General features: G+C 71.3%; 20 protein-coding genes and 2 pseudogenes. 15 read left to right on the forward strand and 7 right to left on the reverse strand.

Annotation, left to right across the window (positions count from 1 at the left end; genetic code table 11):
* The first annotated feature begins 111 nt into the window (after positions 1 to 111).
* From ACFU5F_RS06765 to ACFU5F_RS06785, 5 genes are all read left to right on the forward strand, one after another.
* Complete coding sequence (locus ACFU5F_RS06765; RefSeq protein WP_383882935.1) at positions 112 to 1,134, forward strand: helix-turn-helix domain-containing protein; 1,023 nt, start codon at positions 112 to 114, stop codon at positions 1,132 to 1,134.
* Positions 1,135 to 1,251: 117 nt separating this feature from the next.
* Positions 1,252 to 2,676 (forward strand): amidase, encoded by a 1,425-nt coding sequence (locus ACFU5F_RS06770; RefSeq protein WP_383882938.1) that lies wholly within the window; start codon positions 1,252 to 1,254, stop codon positions 2,674 to 2,676.
* Positions 2,677 to 2,728: 52 nt separating this feature from the next.
* A complete protein-coding gene (locus ACFU5F_RS06775) occupies positions 2,729 to 2,953 on the forward strand; it encodes a hypothetical protein (protein ID WP_012999015.1) in 225 nt (74 codons plus the stop codon).
* A 160-nt stretch (positions 2,954 to 3,113) separates the two neighbouring features.
* Positions 3,114 to 4,532 (forward strand): flotillin family protein, encoded by a 1,419-nt coding sequence (locus ACFU5F_RS06780; protein WP_383882941.1) that lies wholly within the window; start codon positions 3,114 to 3,116, stop codon positions 4,530 to 4,532.
* A 75-nt stretch (positions 4,533 to 4,607) separates the two neighbouring features.
* Positions 4,608 to 5,054 (forward strand): type II toxin-antitoxin system PemK/MazF family toxin, encoded by a 447-nt coding sequence (locus ACFU5F_RS06785; protein ID WP_383882944.1) that lies wholly within the window; start codon positions 4,608 to 4,610, stop codon positions 5,052 to 5,054.
* Between the two features lie 8 nt (positions 5,055 to 5,062).
* On the opposite strand, the gene ACFU5F_RS06790 is transcribed toward ACFU5F_RS06785, so the two are convergent.
* Positions 5,063 to 5,890: a TIGR02452 family protein gene (locus ACFU5F_RS06790; RefSeq protein WP_383882946.1), complete on the reverse strand. Its 828-nt coding sequence runs from the start codon at positions 5,888 to 5,890 to the stop codon at positions 5,063 to 5,065.
* Between the two features lie 301 nt (positions 5,891 to 6,191).
* Between ACFU5F_RS06790 and egtA the strand changes: the two genes are divergently transcribed.
* From egtA to ACFU5F_RS06820, 6 genes and pseudogenes are all read left to right on the forward strand, one after another.
* Positions 6,192 to 7,466 carry an ergothioneine biosynthesis glutamate--cysteine ligase EgtA gene (egtA, locus tag ACFU5F_RS06795; protein ID WP_383882948.1) on the forward strand — a complete coding sequence of 425 codons (1,275 nt, stop codon included), beginning with the start codon at positions 6,192 to 6,194 and terminating at the stop codon, positions 7,464 to 7,466.
* On the forward strand, positions 7,463 to 8,809 hold the full coding sequence (gene egtB, locus ACFU5F_RS06800; RefSeq protein WP_383882950.1) for an ergothioneine biosynthesis protein EgtB: 1,347 nt from the start codon (positions 7,463 to 7,465) through the stop codon (positions 8,807 to 8,809). Before egtA ends, egtB begins: the two co-directional genes overlap by 4 nt.
* The gene (egtC, locus tag ACFU5F_RS06805; RefSeq protein ID WP_383882953.1) at positions 8,809 to 9,624 is read left to right on the forward strand and encodes an ergothioneine biosynthesis protein EgtC; all 816 of its coding nucleotides are present in this window, start codon (positions 8,809 to 8,811) and stop codon (positions 9,622 to 9,624) included. Before egtB ends, egtC begins: the two co-directional genes overlap by 1 nt.
* Positions 9,621 to 10,256: pseudogene (locus ACFU5F_RS06810) on the forward strand (L-histidine N(alpha)-methyltransferase); the annotation flags it as partial. The gene egtC and the pseudogene ACFU5F_RS06810, both read left to right, overlap by 4 nt.
* A gap of 248 nt (positions 10,257 to 10,504) precedes the next feature.
* Positions 10,505 to 11,485, forward strand: coding sequence for an L-histidine N(alpha)-methyltransferase (gene egtD, locus ACFU5F_RS06815; protein WP_383882956.1), 981 nt, complete (start codon positions 10,505 to 10,507; stop codon positions 11,483 to 11,485).
* 138 nt (positions 11,486 to 11,623) lie between these two features.
* Entirely contained in the window at positions 11,624 to 11,848 is a 225-nt protein-coding gene (locus ACFU5F_RS06820) for an ATP-binding protein (protein WP_383882959.1), read from the forward strand.
* Positions 11,849 to 11,979: 131 nt separating this feature from the next.
* Here ACFU5F_RS06820 and ACFU5F_RS06825 read toward each other — a convergent pair whose 3' ends face one another.
* From ACFU5F_RS06825 to ACFU5F_RS06840, 4 genes are all read right to left on the reverse strand, one after another.
* Positions 11,980 to 12,705: a hypothetical protein gene (locus ACFU5F_RS06825; RefSeq protein WP_383882962.1), complete on the reverse strand. Its 726-nt coding sequence runs from the start codon at positions 12,703 to 12,705 to the stop codon at positions 11,980 to 11,982.
* A gap of 305 nt (positions 12,706 to 13,010) precedes the next feature.
* Complete coding sequence (locus ACFU5F_RS06830; protein WP_383882965.1) at positions 13,011 to 15,659, reverse strand: cation-translocating P-type ATPase; 2,649 nt, start codon at positions 15,657 to 15,659, stop codon at positions 13,011 to 13,013.
* 47 nt (positions 15,660 to 15,706) lie between these two features.
* On the reverse strand, positions 15,707 to 16,576 hold the full coding sequence (locus ACFU5F_RS06835) for a universal stress protein (protein WP_383882968.1): 870 nt from the start codon (positions 16,574 to 16,576) through the stop codon (positions 15,707 to 15,709).
* Positions 16,577 to 17,150: 574 nt separating this feature from the next.
* Complete coding sequence (locus ACFU5F_RS06840; RefSeq protein WP_383882971.1) at positions 17,151 to 18,221, reverse strand: zinc-dependent alcohol dehydrogenase family protein; 1,071 nt, start codon at positions 18,219 to 18,221, stop codon at positions 17,151 to 17,153.
* A gap of 248 nt (positions 18,222 to 18,469) precedes the next feature.
* Between ACFU5F_RS06840 and ACFU5F_RS06845 the strand changes: the two genes are divergently transcribed.
* Positions 18,470 to 18,922, forward strand: a complete 453-nt coding sequence (locus tag ACFU5F_RS06845) for a hypothetical protein (RefSeq protein ID WP_383882973.1) — start codon at positions 18,470 to 18,472, stop codon at positions 18,920 to 18,922.
* Between the two features lie 317 nt (positions 18,923 to 19,239).
* Positions 19,240 to 19,905, forward strand: coding sequence for a DUF4389 domain-containing protein (locus tag ACFU5F_RS06850; RefSeq protein ID WP_383882976.1), 666 nt, complete (start codon positions 19,240 to 19,242; stop codon positions 19,903 to 19,905).
* Positions 19,906 to 20,149: 244 nt separating this feature from the next.
* Here the strand turns inward: ACFU5F_RS06850 and ACFU5F_RS06855 are convergent, their stop codons facing one another.
* The gene (locus ACFU5F_RS06855; RefSeq protein ID WP_383882979.1) at positions 20,150 to 20,659 is read right to left on the reverse strand and encodes a flavodoxin domain-containing protein; all 510 of its coding nucleotides are present in this window, start codon (positions 20,657 to 20,659) and stop codon (positions 20,150 to 20,152) included.
* Positions 20,660 to 20,731: 72 nt separating this feature from the next.
* Complete coding sequence (locus ACFU5F_RS06860) at positions 20,732 to 23,425, reverse strand: GNAT family N-acetyltransferase (protein WP_383882982.1); 2,694 nt, start codon at positions 23,423 to 23,425, stop codon at positions 20,732 to 20,734.
* 669 nt (positions 23,426 to 24,094) lie between these two features.
* On the opposite strand from ACFU5F_RS06860, the gene ACFU5F_RS06865 reads away from it, so the two are divergent.
* Positions 24,095 to 24,496: a Crp/Fnr family transcriptional regulator gene (locus ACFU5F_RS06865; RefSeq protein WP_383883132.1), complete on the forward strand. Its 402-nt coding sequence runs from the start codon at positions 24,095 to 24,097 to the stop codon at positions 24,494 to 24,496.
* Positions 24,497 to 24,520: 24 nt separating this feature from the next.
* A pseudogene (locus ACFU5F_RS06870) lies at positions 24,521 to 25,168 on the forward strand (CBS domain-containing protein); the annotation flags it as partial.
* Between the last annotated feature and the right edge of the window lie 2 nt (positions 25,169 to 25,170).

Raw genomic sequence — 25,170 nt, forward strand, 5'->3', positions numbered from 1 at the left:
CCCGCGCCCCTGAAAAGCAGGAGCTGCGCCCCGTGCTTTTCAGGCCCGCCACCGGGCTCGCGGACGAACCGTTCTCCCCGCCCGGCGGAGCCATGGCGCACTATGAGGCGTATGAAAGAGCTGGCGGGGCGGCTGACCGCGGTGGATCCGGATGCCGGGGCCGCCGTGCGGGTCATCGCGTACTTCGACACGCTGGCCGAGGCGCGGGCCGGGCTGGAGGCGCTGGTGCGCGGCGCGGCCGTGCTGGCCGGGTGTCCCGCGCGGCTGGCCGACGCGGAGCGGCACGTGCGCGTGCGGGTGGAGCCCGACGGCCGCCGCCAGGACACCGGCCCCGCGCCGGACCCGGCGTGGCCGTCCGCCGCGCTCGTGCCGGGCGGTGCGCCCGCGCTGTGGCTGGAGCGGGCCGGGGGCGGTGAGCCGAGCGTGGTGGACGCGGTCATCCTGGAGCGGGCCGCCGGGGCGCTGCGGGTGGTGCTGGACCGGACCCGGGGCCGGGCGCCCCTCTCCCCCGCCGACGACCCGGCGCTGGTGGAGACCGTCCTGGACGCCTCCGCAGGCGAGCGGGCCCGGCTGCACGCGGCCCGGCGCCTCGGCCTGGACGACCCCGCGACGCCTGCCCGCGCTCTCGCCCCGCTGGGCGGCCGCCCCCGCATCCTGCGAGTGCGCGGGGTCCGGGTCGGCGAGGACGAGCTGCCCGCCGGGCGGGTCGGTGTCGGGCCCGAGGTGCCGGTACTGGGGCTGCCCGGCTCGTGGGCCGGCGCGCGGACGGCGTTGCGGTTCACCGCCGAGGGCACCGCGCAGGACCCCGGTGAGCGTGTGGTCCACGCCGACGACCTCGGCGGGATCGCGCTGCTCGCCCGGTTGATCGCGCCGGGGGCCGAACCGCCGCCGGACGTACGGGACCTGGAGCGGGCCGCGGCCGACGCGCCCTGGATGCTCGCCACGCTCCACGCGGTCGCCACGACCGCGAGCCTGCGGGCGGCGGCCACCGGCGTCAACGTCCATCACTCCACCCTCCAGGACCGTCTGACCCACGCGGAGGCCCTGCTCGGCTGGCCGGTCCGCACGCCCCAGGGGCGGCTCCGGCTCCATCTGGCCCTCACCATGCGGCACCTGGTGCGCGGCGGCGGCTGAGCCCACCGGGCGCCCGCACGAATCGCCGCCCTCGTCAGGCAAGTCGTCCACGCTGTACCGCCGCGCCCGCGCGGACATTACCGTTCGGTAGAAATCCTGCTTCCGGAGGTGTTCCGTATGGGTGTCGACCGTGCGCCGGGTCTCGTGGAGTGTGCTCGGGCGCTGGCCGCCGGTGAGGTGACGTCGCGGGCGCTCGTCGAGGGCGTGCTCGCCCGGATCGAGGCGAGCCAGCCGACCGTGAACGCGTTCCGGCGAGTGCGGGCCGAGGCGGCGCTGACCGAGGCCGACGCCGCGGACAGGGAGCTGGCGCAGGGCGGGCGGCGGCCGCTGCTCGGTGTGCCGGTGGCGGTGAAGGACGACATGGACGTGGCGGGCGAGCCGACCGCGTTCGGCTGCCGGGGCGAGTTCCCCTCGCTGCCGGAGGACGGCGAGGCCGTACGGCGGCTGCGCGCGGCCGGGGCGATCGTCGTCGGCAAGACCAACACGTGCGAGCTGGGGCAGTGGCCGTTCACGGAGGGGCCGGCCTTCGGAGCCACCCGCAACCCCTGGCACCCTGACCACACCCCGGGCGGTTCCTCCGGCGGCTCCGCGGCGGCCGTGGCCGCGGGGATCGTCCCGGCCGCGCTGGGCTCGGACGGCGCCGGATCGGTGCGCATCCCCGCCTCCTGGACGCATCTCGTCGGCATCAAGCCCCAGCGGGGCCGCATCTCCACCTGGCCGCACGCGGAGTCCTTCCAGGGCATCACCGTCAACGGCACCCTCGCCCGTACGGTGGCCGACGCGGCGCTCCTGCTGGACGCGGCGAGCGGCAACCACGAGGGCGACCTGCACCGGCCGGCCCCCGTCGACGCCTCCGCGGCCGTCGGCAGGGACCCGGGACGGCTCAGGATCGCGCTGTCCCTGAAGCCGCCCTTCACCGCCCTGCCCGCGCGGCTCGACCCCCGGGTGCGGGAGCGGGTGCGGGCCGTGGCGGAACGGCTCGCCGGGCTCGGGCACGTGGTGGAGGAGGCGGAGCCCCGGTACGGACAGATCGGGCTGACCTTCATCCCGCGCGCCACCGCCGGCATCGCCGAACGCGTGGGCGCCGTCACCGAGCAGGACCTCCTCGACCCGCGCACCCTGGAGGCCGCCCGCCTCGGCCGGCTGCTCGGCGGGGCGCCCCTGCGGCTGGCCCGGCGCGCCGAGTTCGCCCTGCACCGGCGGATCGGCGCGCTCTTCCGGTCGTACGACGTGCTGTTGGCGCCGACGACCGCCGCTCCGCCGCCGCGCATCGGCTCCATGCTGAACCTCGGCGGGCTCGGCACCGACCGCGCGATGATCGCGGCCTGCCCGTACGCGTGGCCGTGGAACGTGCTGGGCTGGCCCGGCGTCAACGTACCGGCGGGGTTCGTGGACGACGTGCTGCCGGTGGGCGCGCAGTTGCTCGGCCCGGCGGACAGCGAGCCCCTTCTGCTGTCGCTGGCCGCGCAGTTGGAGGCGGACCAGCGCTGGCACGAGCGGTGGCCGCCGCGCCGGAGCACCGCGGACTCCCCCGCGCTCTGAGCGCGCGGGCGCGGGCGGGCGGGTTCGGCGCCCGGCCCGCGACCCGTACGCTGTGACCATGGACGAAGCGTCGATGGTCGGGCTGATGGGACGGGTGACCGGTGCGGTCGGTCCCGGGCTCGTCGGCGAGGTGATCGTCCGGGTACGGGGCGGCGCCGAGCACTTTCTCGCCTACCCCGCCTCCGCGAAGGACCGGATCGCGCCGGGGACGCTCGTGATGGTGATGGAGTACCTGCCGCCCCGGACTGTCTACGTGTCGGCCGCGTACGACAGTTGACGGTCCGTCGGGCCGTCCCGGCGTGGTCTGTCGGGCTTCGGGAACCGGTTCGCATCAGGACTGCAACAACGGTCCCTCGCGCCCTGTACCGCCGCCGGATCGCGCGGGACACTCCCGACGTTCGGTGCCGTCAGGGCACCTGACCAGAGGGGGTGGGCCGATGTTCGTCGGCATCATCGCGGGGGCGGCCGTCGCGGTCGCAGTGGTACTGATCAGTCTCTTCAAGCTCATGTGGCGTGTCGCAGAACCGAACGAGGCTCTGATCATCTCCGGTTCCAAGCACAAGATGGAGGGCCTGACGGAGGGCATGAACTTCCGTATCGTCACCGGGCGCGGCACCCTCGTACTGCCCGGCATGCAGGCGGTGCGCAAGCTCTCCCTCGATCTGAACCAGACCGAACTGGCCGTGGAGTGCGTGACGTTCCAGGGCATTCCGCTGAAGATCCGGGGTGTCGTCATCTTCAAGGTGGGCGACGACTTCGTGTCCATCGCCAACGCGGCGCGCCGCTTCCTCGGCCAGCAGAAGCGGGTCTCGGAGCGGGTGCACAACGTGTTCGCCGGTCATCTGCGGTCCATCGTGGGCGGGTTGACGGTCGAGGACATGATCCGGGACCGCGAGAAGCTGACCGGCCAGACCCGGGCCGCGTGCGGCACGGAGATGGAGAAACTGGGTCTGATCGTCGACTCGCTGCAGATCCACGAGATCGAGGACCCGACCGGTTACATCAAGAACCTGGCCATGCCGCACGCGGCGGCCGTCCAGCGGGACGCCCGGATCGCGCAGGCCGAGGCCAACCGGCTCGCCACCGAGGCCGAGCAGCAGGCCGCGGCGCGCATGGCGGAGGCCACCCGGGACAGCGAGATCCTCCAGGCCGGCTACCAGGCCGAGCGGGACAACGCCTCTGCGAAGGCCAAGCAGGCCGGTCCGCTGGCCGAGGCGGCGGCCCTGCAGGAGGTCGTCGTCCAGGAGACACGGGTCGCGGAACTGGCGGCGGCACGGCGCGAGCAGCAGCTCCAGGCCGACGTCCGCAAGCCGGCCGACGCCAAGGCGTACGAGAAGCGGACGCTCGCCGAGGCCGAGCGTGACGCCCGTATCTCCGCCGCACAGGCCAAGGCCAAGGAGACCGAGCTGGCGGCCGCCGCCGAGGCGACCGCGACCCAGCTGACCGGTGAGGCGGAGGCGGCCGCCCGGCAGGCCAAGGGCATCGCCGCCGCCGAGGCGACGCGCGCGAAGGGGCTCGCCGAGGCCGAGGGAATCAAGGCGCGGGCCGCGGCGCTGGCCGAGAACCAGGAGGCGGTGATCGCGCAGCAACTGGCCGAACAGTGGCCGGAGATCGTGCAGGCGGGCGCGTCCGCGTTCGGCAATGTCGACAACATGGTGCTGCTCAACGGGGCCGACGGGATGGCGGACATGTTCGCCAAGGCCCTCACCATGGGTGGGACGGGGCTGGGCCTGGCCCGGCAGCTGTTGTCCTCGATGAACCAGAACGGGGCGTCCCCCGGAGGCTCCGCGGGGGTCAACGGGGTGCCCGTGGAGAAGGTGGCCGTGGAGAAGGTGCAGGTCGACAGGGAGTCGTAGCACCGCGACGGTCGACGGCGGCCCGTCGGCCGGCTGACCCGCGCTCCTGCTGGGGCGCGGGTTAGCGTGTGCGCTGTGACTTCCTTCGCCGAGCAGGACGTGCCGGGGCGCTACGGGCCCACCGCCACCACCGAGGCCGATCCCCGCGATGTCGGACGGGTGCGCACCGAGTACGCGCCCGCGCATGACGGGGATCCGGATCCCGGCGAGATCGTCTGGACCTGGGTGCCGTTCGAGGAGAACGACGGGCGGGGCAAGGACCGGCCGGTGCTCGTCGTGGCCCGGGAGGCCGGGGGGACCCTGCTCGCCGTGCAGTTGTCGAGCAAGCGGCACGACGGCGACCGGGAGTGGGTGCCGATCGGGAGCGGGCCGTGGGACCGGTCGGGGCGGGATTCCTGGGTGGACGTGGACCGGGTGCTGCGGCTGCACGAGGCAGGGATGCGGCGCGAGGCCTGCGCGCTGGACCGGATGCGGTTCAACTCCGTGGTGCTGCGGTTGCGGGAACGGTACGGCTGGCGGTAGGCCGCCTCTCAGGCGCCGGAGCCGAGCTCCCGTTCGAACGCGCCGCGGACCGCCGCTCCCCTGGTGCGGTCCAGCACCCCGAACACGACGTGCGCGAACGCACCCTCGAACCTGCCACCGTCCATGAGCAGGGCCCGGAACGCCGCCGCCACCTGCACGGGATCGTTGCCGAACACCCCGCAGCCCCAGGCGCCCAGGACCAGCCGGCGGTAGCCGTGCGCCACCGCCGTCTCCAGGACGCGTTCCGCCCGGGCGGCCAGGGCCCGGGGCAGCTCGGCGGCGCGCTCCGGGGCCGTCCGCAGGACGACGGAGGCGTTCGGGGCCGCGGACGTCAGGAAACCGGCCGTGTACGGGGTGTCGAGGAGTGCGCCGCGGTCGTCCCGGAAGACGGGGACGGCGGGTGAGTGGATGACGCGGTCCGTGTAGAACGGGTCCCGGTGGGCGCGGTGGTGGGCGTAGAAGGCGGGAGCCTCCCGGACGCAGGTGTAGAGCGCGGAGGCCCGGCAGAGGGCCTCCTCCTGGGCCTGGGCGCCGTTCAGATAGCCGCCGCCGGGATTACGGGCGGAGGAGAAGTTGTGGACCGCGACCGGGCCGGCGTCGACCGCCCGCAGTCGGCGGGCGGCTTCCAGGCTGCTCTCGCCGGTGACCTCGACGGTCGAGGGCACCGGGCGGACCGGAGGTGTCCGCACCGGGTCCGGGCCGTACAGGCGGGTACCGGCCCGTGCGGCGGCCACCGCGTCCGCGAGGGGGACCTCGTGGCCGGAGGGCGCGCGATAGCGCCCGGCCGCGACGATCTCCTCGGTCTCGCGCGCGATTCCTCGCAGACGGGCGCTCATGGCGCCGTCCCCGTGTGCGGCGCAGGCGCCGCGTCCTCCCCCGTCGTGCTCATGGGCGCATCCTGGGCGATGCTGTTGAGTGACCGCAACGGAGTTTCCTCGTGTGAATGGTCCGGCACGGAAAGGGAAGGCGTGCCGGAAGATCCCGTGAACGGGGATCGCCGATCCGCATTGCCACGATGTGTCCCCTTGTGCGAACGCGGCGTGCGGGTTTGGGTGGGACGAGCGCCACCGGTCCCACCTCATCGGGTGCGGACCGGGAGCCCGGCCGACGAGATTGGCATATCAGGAGGATCCCGACATGTCAGATGCGCTGAGTGACTGTACGGAGCGACGCTCCCCGGTCACCGAGGCGGAGGTGGAAGCCCTGGTTCGGGGCATCTGCTTCAAGACCGGTCCACCCCGGACCCTGGGTGTCGAACTGGAATGGCACGTCCACGAGCTGCGTGACCCGCGGCTTCCGGCAACACCCGCACGACTCGAAGCGGCCTACGCCGCACTGCGGACCCTGCCCCTGAACTCCCCGCTGACCGTCGAGCCCGGTGGCCAGCTGGAGCTCAGCTCGGCACCGGCCGCCTCCCTGACGGAGTGCGTCGGGTCCGTCTCGGCCGACCTCGCCGCCGTACGCGCCACCCTGCGCGAGGCGGACCTCGGCATCAGCGGCTACGGCCACGAACCCTGGAACCCCCCGACCCGCTACCTCCACGAGCCCCGGTACGACGCGATGGAGATCTACCTCCAGCGCTTCGGGCCCGAGGGGCTGGCCATGATGTGCTCCACCGCGTCGGTGCAGGTGTGCCTCGACGCCGGGTACGAGGAGCCCGGCCCCCTCGGCCACCGGCGGCGCTGGTGGCTGGCGCACCAGCTCGGTGCCGTCCTGGTCGCGTCGTTCGCGCACTCCCCGCTGGCGCGGGGCAGGGTGACCGGCCGGCGTTCGACCCGGCAGGCGCTGTGGGCGGCGATGGACCCGGGCCGGACGACCGCGCCGGCCCTCGACGGCGATCCCCGCGAGGCCTGGGCCCGGCTGGTGCTGGACGCGCCGGTGATGTGCGTACGAGCCGACGAGGGCCCCTGGGGCGTCCCCGGGGCGATGACGTTCCGGGAGTGGACCAGATCGGACACCCCGCCTAGCCGCGCCGACCTCGACTACCACCTGACGACCCTGTTCCCGCCGGTGCGCCCGCGCGGCCATCTGGAGCTGCGCATGATCGACGCCCAGCCCGGCGAGGACGGGTGGATCGTGCCGCTCGCCGTGACCACGGCCCTCTTCGAGGACCCGGAGGCCGCCGAGACCGCGTACCGGACCGTCAAGCCGCTCGCGGAGCGGGCGGGTTCGCAACCGCCACCGCGCAATCCGCTCTGGGAGGCGGCCACCCGTGACGGTCTGGCCGATCCGGACCTGCGCGAGGCGGCGGCCGTCTGCTTCGCCGCGGCGGCCGAGGCCCTGCCCCGGCTCGGCGCGGGCGCCGAGGTGCAGGACGCGGTCGCGGCGTACACCGACCGCTATGTGGCCCGGGGCCGCTGCCCCGCCGACGATCTGCTCGACCTGTTCCACGGGAAGGACATCCCCGCATGACCGCACCCCGGACGCCGGCCCCCACGGTCGGCGCCGACCCCGAGATACTCCGGGAGCGCGCGCTGGCCGCCCTGACCACGGCCCGGGCCCGCACCGCGCTCCTGACCACCGCCGTCGACGAACCCGATCTCACCGCGCAGCACTCGCCGTTGATGTCCCCGCTGGTCTGGGACCTCGCCCACATCGGCAACCAGGAGGAGCTGTGGCTGCTGCGCAACGTCGCCGGGCGTGAGGCGATGCGGCCCGAGATCGACGGCCTGTACGACGCCTTCGAGCATCCGCGTGCCGCACGGCCCTCGCTGCCGCTGCTCCCGCCCGAGGAGGCCCGGCAGTATCTGCGCGAGGTGCGCGGACGGGCGCTGGACGTGCTGGAGCGCGCCGACTTCCACGGCACCCGGCTCACCGACGCAGGCTTCGCCTTCGGCATGATCGCTCAGCACGAACAGCAGCACGACGAGACGATGCTGATCACCCATCAGCTGCGGCAGGGGCCCGCCGTGCTGTCGGCGCCGGATCCCGAGCCCGCCCCGCTGTTCACCGGGCCGTCCGAAGTGCTGGTGCCCGGCGGTGAGTTCACCATGGGCACCTCGACCGAGCCGTGGGCGCTGGACAACGAGCGGCCCGCGCACCGGCGGATCGTCCCGCCGTTCCACATCGACACCACGCCGGTGACGAACGGCGCGTACCAGGCGTTCATCGCGGACGGCGGCTACGACGACGCGCGCTGGTGGACCGCCGACGGCTGGGACCACATCCGCGCGCACGGCATCCACGCACCCCTGTTCTGGCGGCGCGACGGCCGGCAATGGCTGCGGCGGCGCTTCGGCGTCACCGAGGTCGTGCCGGCCGAGGAGCCGGTGCTGCACGTGTGCTGGTACGAGGCGGACGCGTACGCCCGCTGGGCGGGCCGCCGGCTGCCCACCGAGGTCGAGTGGGAGAAGGCCGCCCGGCACGACCCGGTCACCGGCCGCTCGACCCGCTACCCGTGGGGCGACGCCGACCCGGCGCCCGAACACGCCAACCTCGGACAGCGCCATCTGCGCCCGGCCCCGGCCGGCAGCTATCCGGCGGGGGAATCGCCGCTGGGCGTACGCCAGTTGATCGGTGACGTGTGGGAGTGGACGTCGAGCGACTTCCTGCCCTACCCGGGGTTCACGGCGTTCCCGTACAAGGAGTACTCGGAGGTGTTCTTCGGCTCCGAGCACAAGGTGCTGCGCGGCGGTTCGTTCGCCGTGGACCAGGTGGCGTGCCGGGGGACGTTCCGCAACTGGGACTATCCGATCCGGCGGCAGATCTTCAGCGGATTCCGCACGGCCCGTGACGCTTCCCCGGAGGCCGTCTGATGTGCCGGCACATCGCCTGTCTCGGCATCACCGACCTGCCGCTCGGCAGGGTCCTGGTGGACCCGCCGCACAGTCTGTTCCGGCAGTCGTGGGCACCCCGGCGGCAGCGGTACGGGACGGTCAACGCCGACGGGTTCGGGGTCGGCTGGTACGCGGAGGGCGACCCGGTGCCGGGGCGCTACCGGCGGGCCGGGCCGATCTGGGGCGACCAGTCCTTCGCGGACCTCGCCCGGGTGGTCCGCACCGGGGCACTGCTGGCCGCCGTACGGGACGCGACGGTGGCCGGCGCGGACGACGAGGCCGCTGCGGCACCGTTCTCGTCCGGGCCGTGGCTGTTCAGCCACAACGGGGCGGTCGCCGGGTGGCCCCGGTCCCTGGCGCCGCTCGTGGCCTCGCTGCCCGCCGTCGAGGTGCTGTCGATGGAGGCCCGCAACGACTCGGCGCTCGTGTGGGCCCTGGTCCTGAACCGGCTGCGGGCCGGCGACACGGAGGGCCAGGCCCTGGCCGACACGGTCCTTGAGGTCGCCCGGGCGGCCCCCGGGTCGCGGCTCAACCTGCTGCTGACCGACGGCGAGACGATCGCCGCGACGGCCTGGGGAGACACGCTCTGGTACCTCACCGAGCCCGGCCTCGGCACGGTCGTGGCCTCCGAGCCGTACGACGACGATCCGCACTGGGTGGAGGTGCCGGACCGCACGCTGCTCGCGGCGAGCCGCACGGACGTCCTGCTCACCCCGCTCAAGGAGCCGGAGGAAGCCACCGGCCCGCACGACCACGACCCGTCACCCGCACATCCGAAGGAGCCCCCTGCGTGAGCCCGTTCCTTCTCACCCGCACCCTGCCGGAGGACGCCACGGACGCGGCGCTGCGCGCCGACGTCCTGGACGGTCTGACCCGCACCCCGAAGACACTGCCGCCCAAGTGGTTCTACGACGCGCGCGGCAGCGAACTGTGCGAGCGGATCACCGAGTTGCCCGAGTACTACCCGACCCGTGCCGAGCGCGAGATCCTGGTCGGCCGGGCGGCGGAGATCGCCGCGGCGAGCGGCGCGCGCACCCTGGTCGAGCTGGGGTCCGGCTCGTCGGACAAGACCCGGCACCTGCTGGACGCGATGCCGGGCCTGCACACATACGTGCCGGTCGACGTCAGCGAGAGCGCGCTGCGGCTGGCGGGCGAGGCACTGGTCGCCGAGCGGCCGGGGCTGAACGTGCACGCCCTGATCGCCGACTTCACCGCCGGGCTCGTGCTGCCCGAGACCCCGGGGCCGCGGCTGGTGGTGTTCCTGGGCGGCACGATCGGCAATCTGGTGCCCGGGGAGCGCGCCGCCTTCCTGGGCGCCGTGCGGGCCCTGCTGGCGCCCGGTGACGCGCTGCTGCTGGGCACGGACCTGGTCAAGGACGAGGCGGTGCTGGTCGCCGCGTACGACGACGGGGCCGGGGTGACATCCGAGCTATGTGGGGCGTTCATCCTGTCCGTTGTCCGCACTGCAACGCCCACCTGTGTGCCCAGGCCCAGGCAGAGAACCCGGATCGGTAACGGAAGGACTCGGCCTGCGCTCCGGTCCCGTCGGTCATCCCGGGCGCCCAGCGGCCCGGTGATGGGGAGGGTGCCCGCTGCTGCCGGCGTTGCGCGCTCGACAAGGAAACTGCGATCCCGGCACTCCGCCGATGTGGCGTCGACCGAAGAGAGGCACGCATGACCGATAACCGGGCCTATGGCTACACCGACACTCTCGAGGCCGAGCACTACGCCAAGGCACTGCGCGCCGACATCAGCGACGGGCTGACCCGCACCCCGAAGTCCACGGCGCCCACGTGGTTCTACGACGCCCGGGGCAGCGAACTCTTCGAGGAGATCACCCAGCTCCCGGAATACCCGCTGTGGCGAGCCGAACTGGGATTGCTCCAACTCCATGCCCAGGACATCGCCGTGCGGACCGGAGCCCGCAGCCTCGTCGAGCTCGGGTCCGGGAGCTCAACGAAGTCCAAGCTGATCATCGAGGCACTGGATCCGGTCGGCCTGCACTACGTCCCTGTCGACGTCAGCGCGGACGCCCTCCATCAGGCCAGCGCCCAACTCGTCCGGGAATACCCGGGGATACGTCTGCACGCCCTCCGCGCCGACTTCACGACTCCCCTCGTCCTGCCGACGCTGCCCGAGGACGGAGCACGCCTCATCGCCTTCCTCGGCAGCACGCTGGGGAATTTCCGGCGACCCGCCCGTGGCCCGTTCCTCCGCGGGCTCCGAGACATCATGCGTCCCGAGGACTTCCTGCTGATCGGCGCCGACCTGGTCAAGACCGAGCAGGAAATGACTGCCGCCTACGATGACGCTCAAGGCGTCACGGCTGCGTTCGACATGAATCTGTTGCACGTCTTGAACCGCGAACTGAACGCCGACTTCGATCCGGATACCTTCGACCACGTATCGGTGTGGAACGACACGGAAAGTCACATCGAAATGAGGCTGCGCAGCCGAGTCGAGCAGCTCGTCAAGATTCGAGGCCTTGATCTGGCAGTACACTTCACGCGCGGAGAGGAATGGGTCACCGAGCGGAGCGCGAAGTTCACCCAGGGCGGACTCCAGGAAGAAATGACTGAAGCGGGTCTCCGTACGAAACAGCTCTGGGCAGACACCAACGCGGGCTTTGCCCTCATTCTCGCCACCGCTCGCTGAACAAGCTGGTGCACGATTCTCCATGAGTCCAGATCGCTGCTCTGCTGACGGGACAGCAGAGCAGCGACTGCTGGTAAGCGACGCGTGCTCGCGACCCCGACTTCAACGGAACATCGACCGGCAGGATCCTGCCATTCGGTGGCTGAAGTCCGTGACGGCTCCGTGGACGTAGCCGTCTGGGACAGCAACCCGGATCCACCGACAATCCTGCCTCCTGACCCCGCCCGAGTGGGACAGCACGGTCTGGAGATCATCATGGCCGCAGCCCTGACCTTTCAGATCCACCGCGAGCCCGTCGGCAAGCGCATCACAGCCTCCATCATGCTGGCCGACGACAAGGACGCCGACGTCGCAGGCCGATGAAGCGCGTCCGGACCCGGCCGGCGTGCTGTGGCCAAACCGCCTGCCTATGCGCCAACTGTCGCGCTTCGGCTCAGCTTGCGGGACAGTCGCGGTCCCAAACTGGGGAATGGGATTACCGCGGTCGCCACGGCCTACTCGGATTGCAGCTCACGAACTCGGGCACGGAACACGCGCCAGCGCCTCTCGTTCTCATGCACAAGAATTGCTGATTCCGCCATCAGGTCGGCAGCCCTGTCGAGCAGCTCGGAAGCCGAATAGAGGTAGGCAGGAGCCGTCCGCTCGCCTCGCAGGTCGGCCCGAAGTGCTGTCGGCGAGAAGTCGACCTGGGCCAGCAGGTCCAGGGCCCGGCGCAGCAGTCGCGCGATCAGAGCCTGCAAACCCGCCGACTGCCAGTCATTGGCGATGATCCGGTGGCGCTCTCCCAGCAGGTCGGCAAGGGCCGGATAGGCAGCCAAGTTTCCCGCCATGCTCCAAGCGTTCTCCATCGCCTGGGCCAGCCAGTCACCGCCCTGCTGGGTCTCATCGGCGAGCAGGGCGACTTCACTCTTCAGCCTCTGGAGTTCGGCAGGCTCGCCCTCCCCTTCCATGAAGAGGATTCCCGACTCCGCTACGAGCCCTGGCGCATTCAGGTCATCCGTGCCGGCGAACGCAATCGGCGACGTCTGCCCACCGGCCTCGACCACGGTCCACCTGTCGGCCAGTGACTTCAGCGCCCGAGCCCGCGCCTGGAGCTCTCCCGCCTGCCGCAAAGGCGCTTGCGAGTAGTACTCCTCATGCTCTCGATGGAACTTCGAGAGGTTGTCGATCACCTGCAGCAGTGACTCCGGAGGGGTGAGGTGCGCCTCGTCATCGGGCATGCCGGCAGCTTGCACCTCATCTCACTCCAAGGGCGGCGGGGCACGCCCTCCAAGGCAGACACCAACACCCGTTCGGTGGAAACGAGATCACGTGCCTCGCCCGCGACGCCACCACCGCCCACCGCTTTCCGCTGGAGCAGGGTGGAATGGTCGGCAGGAACGTCCGGTCCCAGCGCCCACCGGCCACGACTCCGTCGGCGCCCCAACCGTCCCGAGCGAGTCCGGCCCCCTGACCTGTGACCTCAAGGATCCTATCGACGTCGATCCCTCACCGCTGGCTCGCAGCGCCTCACCGCACGTCGTCCTCACGTCGACGACCACCGCCCTTGACCGCGCCCGCCTACACGCGCGGCAAGATAGCCGAGTCCACCTGCTGCGACCGCCAGGGCGATCTCTGTCCAGTCGAGCGCGACCGTACTGAGCACCGCGCGGAGGAAGGGCACATACAGGGCAGCGGCCGCGAGCCCGGCCGAGGCGGCGACCGCCGCCGGCAGGAACAGGTTCTCCCGGGTCAGTAGGCGGTCCCGCAGGCCGAGCACGACTCCGAGCTGTGCCGCGAGCAGGGACAAGAACAGCACGCTCTGCCAGGGCAGGTCCATGGCGCGTGCGGCGAGCCCCGCCGTGAGGGACCCCGCGGTCACCACCGCCGCGAGGAACAGCATCCGCTGCCACAGTCCGTCGCCCAGCACATGCTGGCCAGGGGGACGCGGCGGTCTGCGCATGGCTCCCGGTGACACGGGCTCGGCGCCCATGGCGACCCCGGTCAGGCCGTGCGTCAGCAGGTTGATCCACAGGATCTGTCCGGCGCGCAGGGGAAGAGACAGGCCGAGCAGAGGTCCGAGCAGCATCACCAGGATCTCGGCTGTGCCGCCGGCCAGCGCGTACAGCAGGAAGCGGCGGATGTTGTCGTAGACGCGTCGGCCCTCTTCGACCGCGGCCACCACGGTCGACAGCTCGTCGTCCGTCAGGACGAGATCGGCGGCCTGCCGCGCCACTTCGGTCCCCCGGCGGCCCATCGCGACGCCGATGTCCGCGTGCCGCAGCGCCGGGCCGTCGTTGACGCCGTCGCCCGTCATCGCCGTGACATGTCCGTGAGCCCGCCACGCCTCGACGATGTCGAGTTTCTGCTTGGGGTCCGTGCGCGCGAAGATCCGTACCTCCGTGGGATCCGGCACGTCCCCGGCTGCCATTGCCTGGCCGGTGACCACCCGGCCGTGCGCCGTACCGAAATCGAGCAGCCCCACCCGGTCGGCGATCGCCTCCGCGGTCGCGGGGTGGTCACCCGTGATCAGTACGGCGGTGATGCCGGCGGCTCTGCAGTCGGCGAGGGTCCTGGCAGCGGCTTCCTTGGGCGGGTCGCTGAGCGCTGCAAGGCCCAGGAGCCGTAGGCCCGTCTCGGCGTCCCGTGCCCGGCCGGGCGTGCCGTCTCGCAGACCTGACGCCACGGCGAGGACGCGGAAACCCTGGGCGGCCAGCTGTGCGGCGTTCCGCCGGGCGACGTCGACCAACAGTTCCGGCTCTTCCAGCACGGCGTGGTCGAGTACTGATTCCGGGGCACCTTTCAGGCACACGAGCACGGCGCTGTCCGGGGTGCGATGCAGCGTGGTCATCCTTTTGCGGAGGCTGTCGAAGGGCTCCTCGCCCGTCCTCGGGTACCTCCGGTGCAGTGTGCGGCGGTCCTCGCAGCCGGCTTTGACCGCGGCCGTGAGGAGCGCAGCCTCCATGGGGTCCCCGAGTGCCGCCCAGCCGCTCTCCGCACCATGCGGCGGCCGCAGCTCGGCGTCGTTGCACAGGGCGGCAGCGGTGAGCAGTTCCCGTACAGCCGCGAGCTCGCGGCCGCCGGCCGGTTGCCCGTCGACTCGTACCTCACCGACCGGTTCGTATCCGGAGCCGGTGAGGTCCGCCTCACCCTGAGGCGTCCACACACGCTCGACCACCATGCGGCCTTCGGTGAGCGTGCCGGTCTTGTCGGTCGCCAGCACGCTCACCGACCCCAGAGTCTCCACGGCCGGCAAGCGGCGCACCAGCGCGTGCCGGACGGCCATGCGCCGTGCGCCGAGGGCCAGAGCCAGGGTGACCACGGCGGGCAGCGACTCGGGTACGGCGGCCACAGCCAGACTGATGGCCGTCACGGCCATCGTCCCCGGGGCGGTGCCACGGACGAGCCCCAGGGCGAAGACCAGCAGACACAGGGCGAGCGTGACCAGTGCGAGGACCCGCCCCAGTGCGGCCAGCCGGTGTTGCAGCGGTGTGGTCTGGGGACGCGTGTCCAGCAGTTCGGCGATTCTTCCCAGCGCGCTGGCCTTCCCGGTGGCCGTCGCCAGTGCCACACCTCTGCCCCGGACCACGATCGTGCCGGCGCGCAATGCCCCGGTGTCCTGCTGGGGCTCAGTGGCATCCCGTTCCTGTTGCCCGGAGGAGTCCGGCCCGCGGGACGGCACAGCCTTGTCGACGGGCACGGACTCGCCGGTCAGCATGGACTCGTCGATCAAAAGCGACGACGCATCCGTGAGCCGAGCGTCGGCAGGCACGATGTCGCCCTCGCCGAGCAACAGGACGTCACCCGGCACCACCGCCGAGGATGGCACCTCCGTCGCGGCGCCGTCCCGGAGCACACGCGCGCTCGGTGCCGACAGCGCCGACAGCGCGGCGACCGCCTGATCTGCTCTGATCTCCTGCACCACGCCCACGGTCGTATTCGCCACGATGACGAGGGCGATCACAACGGAGTCGGCGTGGTCGCCGATCGCCAGGGTCAGGGCGATGGCCGCGAGCAGCACCATGATCAGCGGATCGCGGAGCTGCGCCGCCACACGTGCGTACAGGGGAACGGCGCGTTCGGCGGTCACTTCGTTGGGGCCGTACCGAGTCAGGCGACGCGCCGCCTCCTCATGGCTGAGCCCGGTGTCACCCGCGTCCGACGCCGGAGCGGTGTCGGTCCGGTGAGGTGACACGGCTTCTCCCGTCCAGTTCCGGTTCACTCGACGGTCCGAGTTCCGGCTCAGCCGTGCCGGGACTCGGGCACGGTGATCACCGGGCACTCCGCTCGGTGCAGCAGGCCATGAACCACCGACCCCAGCCTCATGCCGGAGTACCCCCCGCGCCCCTGCCTGCCGACGACGACCACCAAGGCGCTGACCGAAGCGAGTGCCAGTTGCTCCACCGGGTGGCCGCGCAGGACTTCATGGGTGATCTGCACATCCGGATACTTGTCCGCCCATCCCGCCACGGTCTCGGACAGGATCCGGCGCCGTTCCTCAAGCCCCGCCGCTTCGTCGCCGAAGGACACGACGGGCCGCCGCCACACCCACACGGCCCGCAGGGCAGCGCCGTGCAGCGCTGCCTCTTCTACAGCGAACTCCACGGCGGCCCTGGAGGATTCGCTCCCGTCGACACCCACGACGAGATGGGGATGCCGCTCACCCGCGTGCTCCGGCTCCCTGACCACAACAACCGGGCAGTCCGCCTGGGCACTGACCGGCACGGCCACCGAGCCCGCGCTGAAGAGCTCCTCCGGTCGAGTGAGCCGACGGGAACCGACGACGATCATCTGGGCCTGCGCCGCCTTCTGGCAGAGCACCGCCGACGGCATGCCGTCGAGCAGTTCCGTCGTCAGAGGTACTTTCGCGTGCAGTGCCCGCACCGTGGCGACCGCCTCAGAAAGCGCGTCTTCGCCCTGGGCCCTGAGCATTGTGCGACGCCAGGGTGTGTCGATGTGCTGCCCGCCGGGCAGGGGCGGTACCGCCATCACCAGCCGGAGGGACAACCGCCTGCGGACAGCCTCGTCGACCGCCCAGGCGAGCGCCGGAACGGACTGCTCGCGCGGGTCGATGCCGACCAACACCTCGTTGCGTACAGCGGTGTTCTTCATGGCTCCTCCTGCCACCTCATGCCGTCGTGGGGAACGCCCTGCAACGAGTGGGCTCGACATCGCTGTAATGCCCTCGGCCATGCCCCGTCCGGTGACGCTTGGACGGGCGCGCCGTTCACGCTGTCATCGCAGCCGCACGAGAGCCAGGGCCGGCAAGCCTGCGTCCGCAGGCCGAAGGTCCTGCATGCAGCCTGTCCCGCCATTCTTTCCTCGGACGGGCTCGCCCGCCGCCCCACGCAGCCGGGTCGGGCGTGCCCGGCGTTGTCGTCGACTGACGGACGGCAGAACAGCCGCAGTGCCGGTGGTCGCGCCGCCGTCCAGGACGAACTCTGTGCCCGTGGAGTAGGACGCTCGGCGATCACGCGGGTGGCCTCGTCCAGCTCCCCAAAACGCAGGAGGGGCTGTGCGGAGGATGTCGGCGGCTATCGCCGTGCACGTGCCCGGCGGCCCACCGCCGCCGGACCGCGCCCTCGTGCTCGCTCTGTTCCGCCGCCAGACCGGCCCCCGCAAGGCCGTCGCGCAGCCGCAGAATGCAGTGCCGCCGCAGCGCACGGCCGGCCCTCACTTCCTCCTGTCATGACGCCCGGATCGTCAGGGCATCGTGCTGCTCCCCGCCGAGGACGACCTTGAGCGCACCGGTGTCGCCGGCCCGTGAGAAGACGTCGTACGCCTCTTCCATACGATCCTGCGGGAAAGTATGGGTGACCATGGACGCCGCAGTCAGACGGCCGGCGGCCAGCATGCGCAGCAACATGGGAGTGGAGTGCGTGTCGACCAGGCCGGTGGTGATCGTCACGTTCTTGATCCACAGGTCTTCGAGGTGCAGTGTCGCGGGCTTGCCGTGCACGCCGATGTTGGCCACATGCCCGCCGGGCCGCACCATGCGCGTGCACGTCTCGAAACTTTCCGGCACCCCGACCGCTTCGATGACCACGTCGGCTCCGAGTCCTTCGGTGAGGTCGGCGACCAGCTGCTCGGCTTCTTCGCCCGCGGCGGCCACGGCATCGGCACCCAGGCGCTGCGCGGCCTCCAGCCGGGACCGCGCGAGGTCCACGGCAATGATCTTCTCGGGCGTGTACAGCCGGGCGGTGGCAATCGCGGCGAGCCCGATGGGTCCCGCTCCGACCACGGCGACGGTGTCTCCTGGCCGTACACGTCCGTTCTGCACACCCACCTCGTAGGCGGTGGGGAAGATGTCGGCCAGCAGGACGGCGTCCTTGCTGTCCACCGCACCGGGAAGCGGGTACACGGACAGATCAGCGTGCGGCACGCGGACGTACTCGGCCTGGGTGCCGTTGATCAGATGGCCGAGGATCCAGCCTCCGCCGCCGCGGCACTGTCCGTATGCCCCCTCCCGGCAGAAACGGCAGCGGCCGCACGCCGTGATGCACGAGACCAGGACGCGGTCTCCGGGGCGGACACTGCGCACGTCGCTGCCCACCTCGACGATCTCACCGACGGCTTCGTGCCCGAGCACCGTGCCGGGGCGTACCTCCGGCACATCGCCCTTGAGAATGTGCAGGTCGGTCCCGCAGATGGTCACGGCGTCGACCCGGACGATCGCGTCGGTGGCCTCCTGGAGGCCGGGATCCTCGGTCTCCTCCCAGGCGGACTCGCCGGAGCCGTGGAACACGAGTGCTTTCATGACGATCCCTTCCTGCACCTTCCGGGTGCTGGTCGCGGGGCACAACAGCGACCGGGGCCCGCACGCGCGGACATCCACTGCCCCTGGGAACCACCGGCGTCGTTGATGGCGGGACGCCACGGCGGCCGCCTTCGAACGGAGTGACCTCGTCTTTCCAGCCTGCCCCTGACGGCCTCCGTCCGCAGGGGCAGACGGGTCCACATCGCCTGAGCGGACGGGGCCCTTCGGACCGAGCGACCCACCGCACCATGCAGTACGGCAGCTTCGTCGCGCTCGGTTATGGCGGCCCCGGCTACCGCTTGCGCAGCGGGGCTGAACCGCCCAAGGCTGGACGTGAGGGGGCGGCCCACGCGGCCGATGAGTCCTTCGCGCAACTGCGGCGCGAGCGCCACTCGGTTCCAGCCGTCCTCGTGGAAGGTACGGCCGAAGCGGTACCGACGGCGAAAGGTGCGGCATCCGAGCGGGTCCGGGCACAAGTCCGATGGATGGCGTCGGACGGTTCCACTCGTACAGGCCGGACCCTGGTCGACTCCGAGCATCAGGCCGGATCGAAGGTCGTGATCTGGCTGAACAGCCGCGGGCAGCTCACCACGGAGCCGCTGACCGCGGGCGCGGCGGCCTTCGAAGCGGCCCTCTTCGGCACCGGGGCCGCGCTCACCTTCAGTGGCCTGACATACGCCACCGGACGCCTCGCGCAGTGACGGTTCGACCAGGGGCGTTCGAACAATGGGGCCGTGAGTGGGACCAGGCCGGACCTCAGTGGGGGCGTAAGGCCACATGATGCGGATACGGGCGCGGCTGCTGCGGACCGACCACCCGGGTGAGCCCGGTGCGGCCTGTTCGACACCGTCGCCCCGTCTCCGCGTCTCCGCGCAGGCGCACCCCGAGCCGGCGGCTGCGTATGCCGACAGGTCACCGCAATGGACCCGCCTGCCCTCGCGGGGTAGGGCGGAAGCAGCCAGGCTGGTCATATGAGCCCGCCGGCGTGGCACACGCCGGGGAGAGGGAGCTGATCACCATGACGACGCCGGTGGGATTCCACGATCGCCCGGTCCAGGTGAACGCGCACATCGACTCGCCACTGTCCCGATGGCTGTGGCTCGTGAAGTGGCTCCTGGCCATTCCGCACTACGTGGTGCTGTTCTTCCTCTGGATCGCTTTCACCGTGGTGACCGTGATCGCGTTCTTCGCCATCCTGTTCACCGAGCGCTACCCCCGCGCCCTGTTCGACTTCAACCTGGGCGTACTGCGCTGGAGTTGGCGGGTCTCCTACTACGCGTACGACGCCCTGGGCACCGACCGGTACCCCCCGTTCAGCCTCGGCGAAGCACCGGACTACCCCGCACGGCTGGACATCGCCTACCCCGAGCGGCTCTCCCGCGGCCTGGTGCTGGTGAAGTGGTGGCTGCTGGCCATCCCGCACTACATGGTCATCGGCTTCTTCCTCGGCGGCGCCCACCTCGGCTGGTGGTCCGGTGGCCTGATCGCCCTGCTGACGGTCATCGCGGCCGTGATCCTGACCTTCACCGAGAAGTACCCGAAAGATCTCTTCGACCTGATCATCGGCCTCAACCGGTGGGTCCTGCGAGTCACCGCGTACGCCGCTCTGATGACGGACGAATACCCACCGTTCCGCCTGGACCTGGGCGGCTCGGAGGCGGCCACTCCGGAAGATCGGGCGTAAGCGCCGCGCCAGTGGCCGCACTCCCGATCGTGCACGGGCTGAGCACCCCGATGTCCGAACAGCGCCCGCGCCTTCTCCGAACCGCCGCCCTTCGGCGCCGGACGCTAGAGACTCGTGGACGCTATCCACGAGTCCAGACAGTGACCAGGGCCAAGGCGCTCGGCACCGGGTTCGTATCCTTCCCTCCACGCCCTCGTCACCAGGCGAGGGACTGGAGGCCGGCGACGGGTGCCAGCTGTCCGATTCAGGTCCTGGGCGACTCCTTCACCAGTTCGCTGCCGATGCGTGCTGCCCACGCCTCGATCTGATCGAAGTCGCGGAAGTCCCCGCCCTTCCCGGAGGAGACGATCTTCCGGGCGATGAATCCCTTCGCTCCCTCTTCGAGGCAACCGCCGAACGTGACGTGTTCCTGGACGTCGAGCCGGATCATGGCGCGGCGAACGCCGGGAACAGGTGGGATGTCGCGTTCCGAGGCCGAAGCGTCGAGCGGACCGCTGCTGAAGAACCACAGCGGACGCCGGGAGAGCTCGCGGGCGTGCCGCCGGACGAAGCGGCGCGCGTCCTTGTGCCATCGTCCCGCGTACAGGCCGCCGCCGACCACCACCGCGTCGTACGATCCCACATTCGTCACGGACCGGGCGGGCATCGCCTCGACCGTCGCTCCCTCCTTACGCAGGACATCGGCAATGGCCTCCGCGATCTGCGCGGTCGACCCGTTCGTCGTCCCGTACGCCACCAGCACCTTGCTCAGCATGATGGTCCGCCTCCTCTCACCGCCTTCGCAGGCCAGCCCTCATGTCGACCACCGCTTCATGTGCCTTCCTCCTCAGCGCAGTCGACGCAGATAAGGGTCCTGGGCCCGACGCGGCAGCAGGCGTACACGTGCGTCGACCACGGTGACCTCGCCGGGTGTCGCCAGGACGGGGTTGAAGTCGGCTTCGACGAGCTGTGGCAGGTCGCTCGCCATCCGCGACAGGCGCAGAAGCAGCTGTTCGAGCCCTTCGAGGTCGACGGGTCGGCCGCCGTGCGTGCCGAACAACAGCGGAGCGCAGCGCGGTGCCGTGATCAGGTCGTGCACATCGTGGTCGGTCAGCGGCGCGAGCCGTGCGGCATGGTCAGCAAGGACCTCGGTCGCGGTGCCGCCGAGCCCGAAGAGGACGAGCGGACCGAAGACTTGGTCCTGCACGACGCCCGCGAACAGTTCGGTGCCGCGCGCGGCGAGCGGCTGGACCACCACTCCGGTCATGAGCCCGGCGAACCGGGTCTCGAAGTCCCGGAAGGCGGCACGCACTTGGGCGTCGCCCTGCAGATCGAGATGAACGGCGCGCTGTTCACTCTTGTGGAGCAGGCCCGGCCAATGTGCCTTCAGGACCACCCGGCCATCGGCACCGCGCAGCCGCTCGGCTGCCAGAACTGCGTCGTCCTCTGTCTCGGCCCAGGCCCAGGGCAGTTGCGGGATGCCGTAGCGAGCGAGCAGTTCGGCGCAGGTGCGCGGGTCGAGCCAGCCACCGTCCGCGTGCGCCGCCAGGTACGTCTCGGCGACCGCGTGCCCGCGCTCCGAATCGACCTGGACCAGTGCCGGGATCGTCCCCGCGGGGCGGCTCAGCCACGCCGAACGGCGGGCCGCGTGCGCCACCGCTCTTGCCGCCGCCCCGGGTTCGGCGTACGAGGGGATGGTTCCGCCGTCCGTGGCGGGCAGCAGCCTGACGGGCAGGTCCTGTTCGAGCCGTACCGCGACGACCGGCCGTGCCTGGGGCCCGGGAACGTCGGTGAGAGCCCGGATCAGGTCGTCACCGGTCGCCTCGGCGACCGCGGTGGGAACAAGGGCCAGGAGTACGGCATCGACGCCCGGATGCCGCCTGATCCGGTCCACGCACTCCCTGAGCTGCTCCTCCGTAACAGCGGCGGTGGCGTCCAAGGGGTTGCCGACGGCGGCTCCGTCGGGCAACACGGCAAGCAAGGCGTCCATCGTCTCGGGGGTGAGCGGCGGCAGATCGAGCCCCGCCTCGGCGCAGGCGTCGGCGGCCAGGACGCCCGCGCCGCCCGCATTGGTGACGATCGCGACTCGGCCTCCTGCCGGGAGTGGCTGGGAGTGCATGAGAGCCGCCGTTTCGAGGAGTTCGCCCACCGACCGAGTGGCAGTGATGCCGGCCTGGGTGAACAGGGCCTGGCGCGTCATGGTCCGCGTGGCGGCGGCCGCGGTGTGGGAGGCGGCGGCACGCCGGCCCGCGTCGGTGCGGCCGGCATCGACGGTCAGCACCGGCATCCGGCGGGTCACGCGCCGGGCAGTGCGGGAGAACGCCCGCGGGTTGCCGAACGACTCCAGGTGCAGCAGGGCGAGGTCGGTACGGCCGTCGCTCTCCCACCACTGGAGCATGTCATTGCCGCTGACGTCGTACTTGTCACCGAGCGAAACGAAGGAAGAGACACCGATCCCCAGGCGGGACAGCCCCTCGAGCAGGGCGATGCCCACCCCTCCGGACTGCACGGCGACGCCTGCCGTGCCGGGGCTCGGATGAGCGGCCGCGAAGGTGGCGTCGAGAGAGAGTTCGGGGTCGGTGTTGGAGATGCCGAGGCAGTTGGGGCCCACCAGCCGCATGCCGTACGTCCGGCACGCCGTCAGCAGCGCCTGAGCCTGGTCTTTGTCGAGTCCGGCGGAGACGACGACGAGTGCCCGCACTCCTGCTCTGCCGCACTCCTCCGCAGTGGCGGGGAGCGCCGCTGCGGGCACCGCGAGGACCACGAGATCGGGGACCTTGGGCAGCGCGCTCACCGAGGGATGGCACGGCACACCGAGAATGGACGTGACCTTCGGGTTCACGGCGAACAGCCGTCTTGTGAAGCCGCCCGCACGCAGATGGTGCAGGAGAGTCCGTCCCACCGACCCGGGCCTGCGCCCGGCACCGACCACCGCGATCGCGTCCGGCCGTAACAGGGGTATCAAGCTGGCCACATCCGCAGCCCGGCCACGTGTCTCCACCGTCGACAGGTACGCCTCATCCTCCGCGAGTTCGACGGTGCAGCGCACCTCCGGGCCCTCGAAGTGACGGGCAGTACGCAGTCCCAGATCGGCGAAGAGCCGGAGCACTTCGTGATTCTCGCTGAGCGCGTCAGCGGTGAACGTGCTGATTCCGTCCGCGCGGGCAGCCGAGACCAGATGTTCGACAAGGAGGGTACCGATGCCCCGGTGGTGCAGTCCCTCAGCCACGGCGAGGGAGATCTCGGCCGACGCCCTGTCCTCTCCGGTCTCGTACTCGGCCAGGCCGATCACCCGACCTTGCGTCTCGGCCAGCAGCGCCCGGTATCCGGGGCGCGGCGGTGCACAGGCCCGGTCGGCCGCCATCGCGGCGGAGCGCCGGCTCGCCGCGAAGAAACGCAGCCGGAGGTTCTCCGGGGACATCTCCTCGTACAACCTCTGTAGCTGTTCGTGATCTCGCGGCGTCACGGCCCGGATGGACACAGTCGTGCCGTCCGCGAGCAGGGCGTGAACCATGGGTCGACTGCGTGCGTCGTCCGTCATCGCGGGCCTCCTCAATGCCTCTCTGGACTTGAGCATCCGGCCACCCAAGGTCCCCGCCCCAGGTGCTGGTCGCAGCGTCCTCGAGCCACGCCTCGCCGGAGACCTTCAGCTCCGGGTGTCGCAGCCGCGCATGTTCCGCGCCCGACGCGGCGACGCGCTCCGCCATGATCACTCCGGACGGGCCGTCGGTGCCGAAGGCGGGAAGGCGTCGCTCGCACCGCTCCCACCGCGAGCCGTGGACAAGCCGCACCGCCAGTCCGTGGCGCGCCGCCTCATCCACGGCCTCCAGGCTGGAATCCGATCCGTCGACCCTCACGACCAGCGGGCGCTCCATCGTCCCACCGCCCTTCCGCCCAGCCACGGTGAGAGTCCCCTGTGAATACCGTCGCACCGGCCTGAACCCCCCGCGACACGCGCTTCGGCTCTCGGAGTGCCTCCGCCCGGGTTGCGCCACGCCGGTTTGCGGCGATGGTGGAGTCATGCGGCCGGGAGTAAGACACCGCTGGGGGTCCCACACCCCGCCACGGCTTTCGCATCGGCCGCGTGATGAGACGTCCGTGACCGGATAGGAGCCCGTCTCCACTTTGAGGTCGCGGAGAAGGGACGGTCATCGTGGTTGCGAGGACCGGCGTTTTCGGCGCCCTGACCAAGGAGCACCGCGAACAGCTCATGTCGCTCGCTCATGAGGTGTCGTTCGCGGCAGGCGAGCGCATCTTCAACGAGGGCGGCAAGGCCGACCGCTTCTGGATCATCCACACGGGCACGGTCGCTCTCGACCTTCAAGTGCCCGGCAGGGGGGCAGCGGTTGTCGAAACCCTCGCTGCCGGAAGACTGCTGGGCTGGTCCTGGCTGGTCCCTCCCCATCACTGGCATCTGGGGGCCGAGGCCGACAGCCCCGTGCGCGCCTACGAGTTCGACGCGGCGGCGGTTCGTGAGATGTGCGCGAAGGACCCGGGGCTGGATCACGAACTGTGTACATACGTCTCCGGCGTGCTCGCGCGCCGGCTCAGGTCCGCCCGGGTACGGCTGCTCGACCTGTACGCGCCCCACGGTGCGGGCGAGGTTCCCTGACGAGGCGAGACGAGGTGCTTCGAAGTGCCGCAGACCCCGCACATCGTGAGCGATGTGATGACTCAGACGGTCGTGGCTGTCGGACGCGACGCGCCCTTCAAAGAGATCGTGCGGACCATGGAGCAGTGGAAAGTCAGTGCCGTGCCCGTCCTTGAGGGCGAAGGTCGCGTCATCGGTGTCGTCTCCGAGGCCGATCTGCTGCCCAAGGAGGAGTTCCATGACAGCGACCCGAGCCTCTTGGAGGAACGCCGGCGTCTGTCCGACGTCGCCAAGGCGGGGGCAGCAACGGCGGAAGAACTCATGAGCACCCCCGCTGTCACCGTCCACCCCGGGGTCACCCTGGCCCAGGCTGCCCGGATCATGGCCGTCCGGCACGTCAAGCGTCTGCCCGTGGTCGACGACATCGGCATGCTCCAGGGCATCGTCAGCCGTGCCGACCTGCTGAAGATCTTCCTTCGGCCGGACGAGGACATCGAGGAGGAAGTCCGCCGCACCGTGGTGTCCTACCTCTTCCCGGCCTTCAGCCACGCCATCCACGTGAACGTGCACGAGGGAGTCGTCACCCTCCGCGGACACATCCGCGACACCTCACTCATCTCGGTCGCCGTGCGCCTCGTGCGCGCGGTGGAGGGCGTCGTGGACGTCGAGCCCCAACTCACCGGCGAGTCCGCCAC

This window comes from Streptomyces sp. NPDC057438 (assembly GCF_042802995.1).
Classification (GTDB): domain Bacteria; phylum Actinomycetota; class Actinomycetes; order Streptomycetales; family Streptomycetaceae; genus Streptomyces.

What these genes read in the sequence shown, in the direction of transcription:
- ACFU5F_RS06765 (WP_383882935.1), top strand. Translation starts at nt 112, where the DNA reads ATGAAAGAGCTGGCGGGGCGGCTGACCGCGGTGGATCCGGATGCCGGG.
- ACFU5F_RS06770 (WP_383882938.1), top strand. Translation starts at nt 1,252, where the DNA reads ATGGGTGTCGACCGTGCGCCGGGTCTCGTGGAGTGTGCTCGGGCGCTG.
- ACFU5F_RS06780 (WP_383882941.1), top strand. Translation starts at nt 3,114, where the DNA reads ATGTTCGTCGGCATCATCGCGGGGGCGGCCGTCGCGGTCGCAGTGGTA.
- ACFU5F_RS06790 (WP_383882946.1), bottom strand. Translation starts at nt 5,890, where the DNA reads ATGAGCGCCCGTCTGCGAGGAATCGCGCGCGAGACCGAGGAGATCGTC.
- egtA (WP_383882948.1), top strand. Translation starts at nt 6,192, where the DNA reads ATGTCAGATGCGCTGAGTGACTGTACGGAGCGACGCTCCCCGGTCACC.
- egtB (WP_383882950.1), top strand. Translation starts at nt 7,463, where the DNA reads ATGACCGCACCCCGGACGCCGGCCCCCACGGTCGGCGCCGACCCCGAG.
- egtC (WP_383882953.1), top strand. Translation starts at nt 8,809, where the DNA reads ATGTGCCGGCACATCGCCTGTCTCGGCATCACCGACCTGCCGCTCGGC.
- egtD (WP_383882956.1), top strand. Translation starts at nt 10,505, where the DNA reads ATGACCGATAACCGGGCCTATGGCTACACCGACACTCTCGAGGCCGAG.
- ACFU5F_RS06825 (WP_383882962.1), bottom strand. Translation starts at nt 12,705, where the DNA reads ATGCCCGATGACGAGGCGCACCTCACCCCTCCGGAGTCACTGCTGCAG.
- ACFU5F_RS06835 (WP_383882968.1), bottom strand. Translation starts at nt 16,576, where the DNA reads ATGAAGAACACCGCTGTACGCAACGAGGTGTTGGTCGGCATCGACCCG.
- ACFU5F_RS06840 (WP_383882971.1), bottom strand. Translation starts at nt 18,221, where the DNA reads ATGAAAGCACTCGTGTTCCACGGCTCCGGCGAGTCCGCCTGGGAGGAG.
- ACFU5F_RS06845 (WP_383882973.1), top strand. Translation starts at nt 18,470, where the DNA reads ATGCAGTACGGCAGCTTCGTCGCGCTCGGTTATGGCGGCCCCGGCTAC.
- ACFU5F_RS06850 (WP_383882976.1), top strand. Translation starts at nt 19,240, where the DNA reads ATGACGACGCCGGTGGGATTCCACGATCGCCCGGTCCAGGTGAACGCG.
- ACFU5F_RS06855 (WP_383882979.1), bottom strand. Translation starts at nt 20,659, where the DNA reads ATGCTGAGCAAGGTGCTGGTGGCGTACGGGACGACGAACGGGTCGACC.
- ACFU5F_RS06860 (WP_383882982.1), bottom strand. Translation starts at nt 23,425, where the DNA reads ATGACGGACGACGCACGCAGTCGACCCATGGTTCACGCCCTGCTCGCG.
- ACFU5F_RS06865 (WP_383883132.1), top strand. Translation starts at nt 24,095, where the DNA reads ATGTCGCTCGCTCATGAGGTGTCGTTCGCGGCAGGCGAGCGCATCTTC.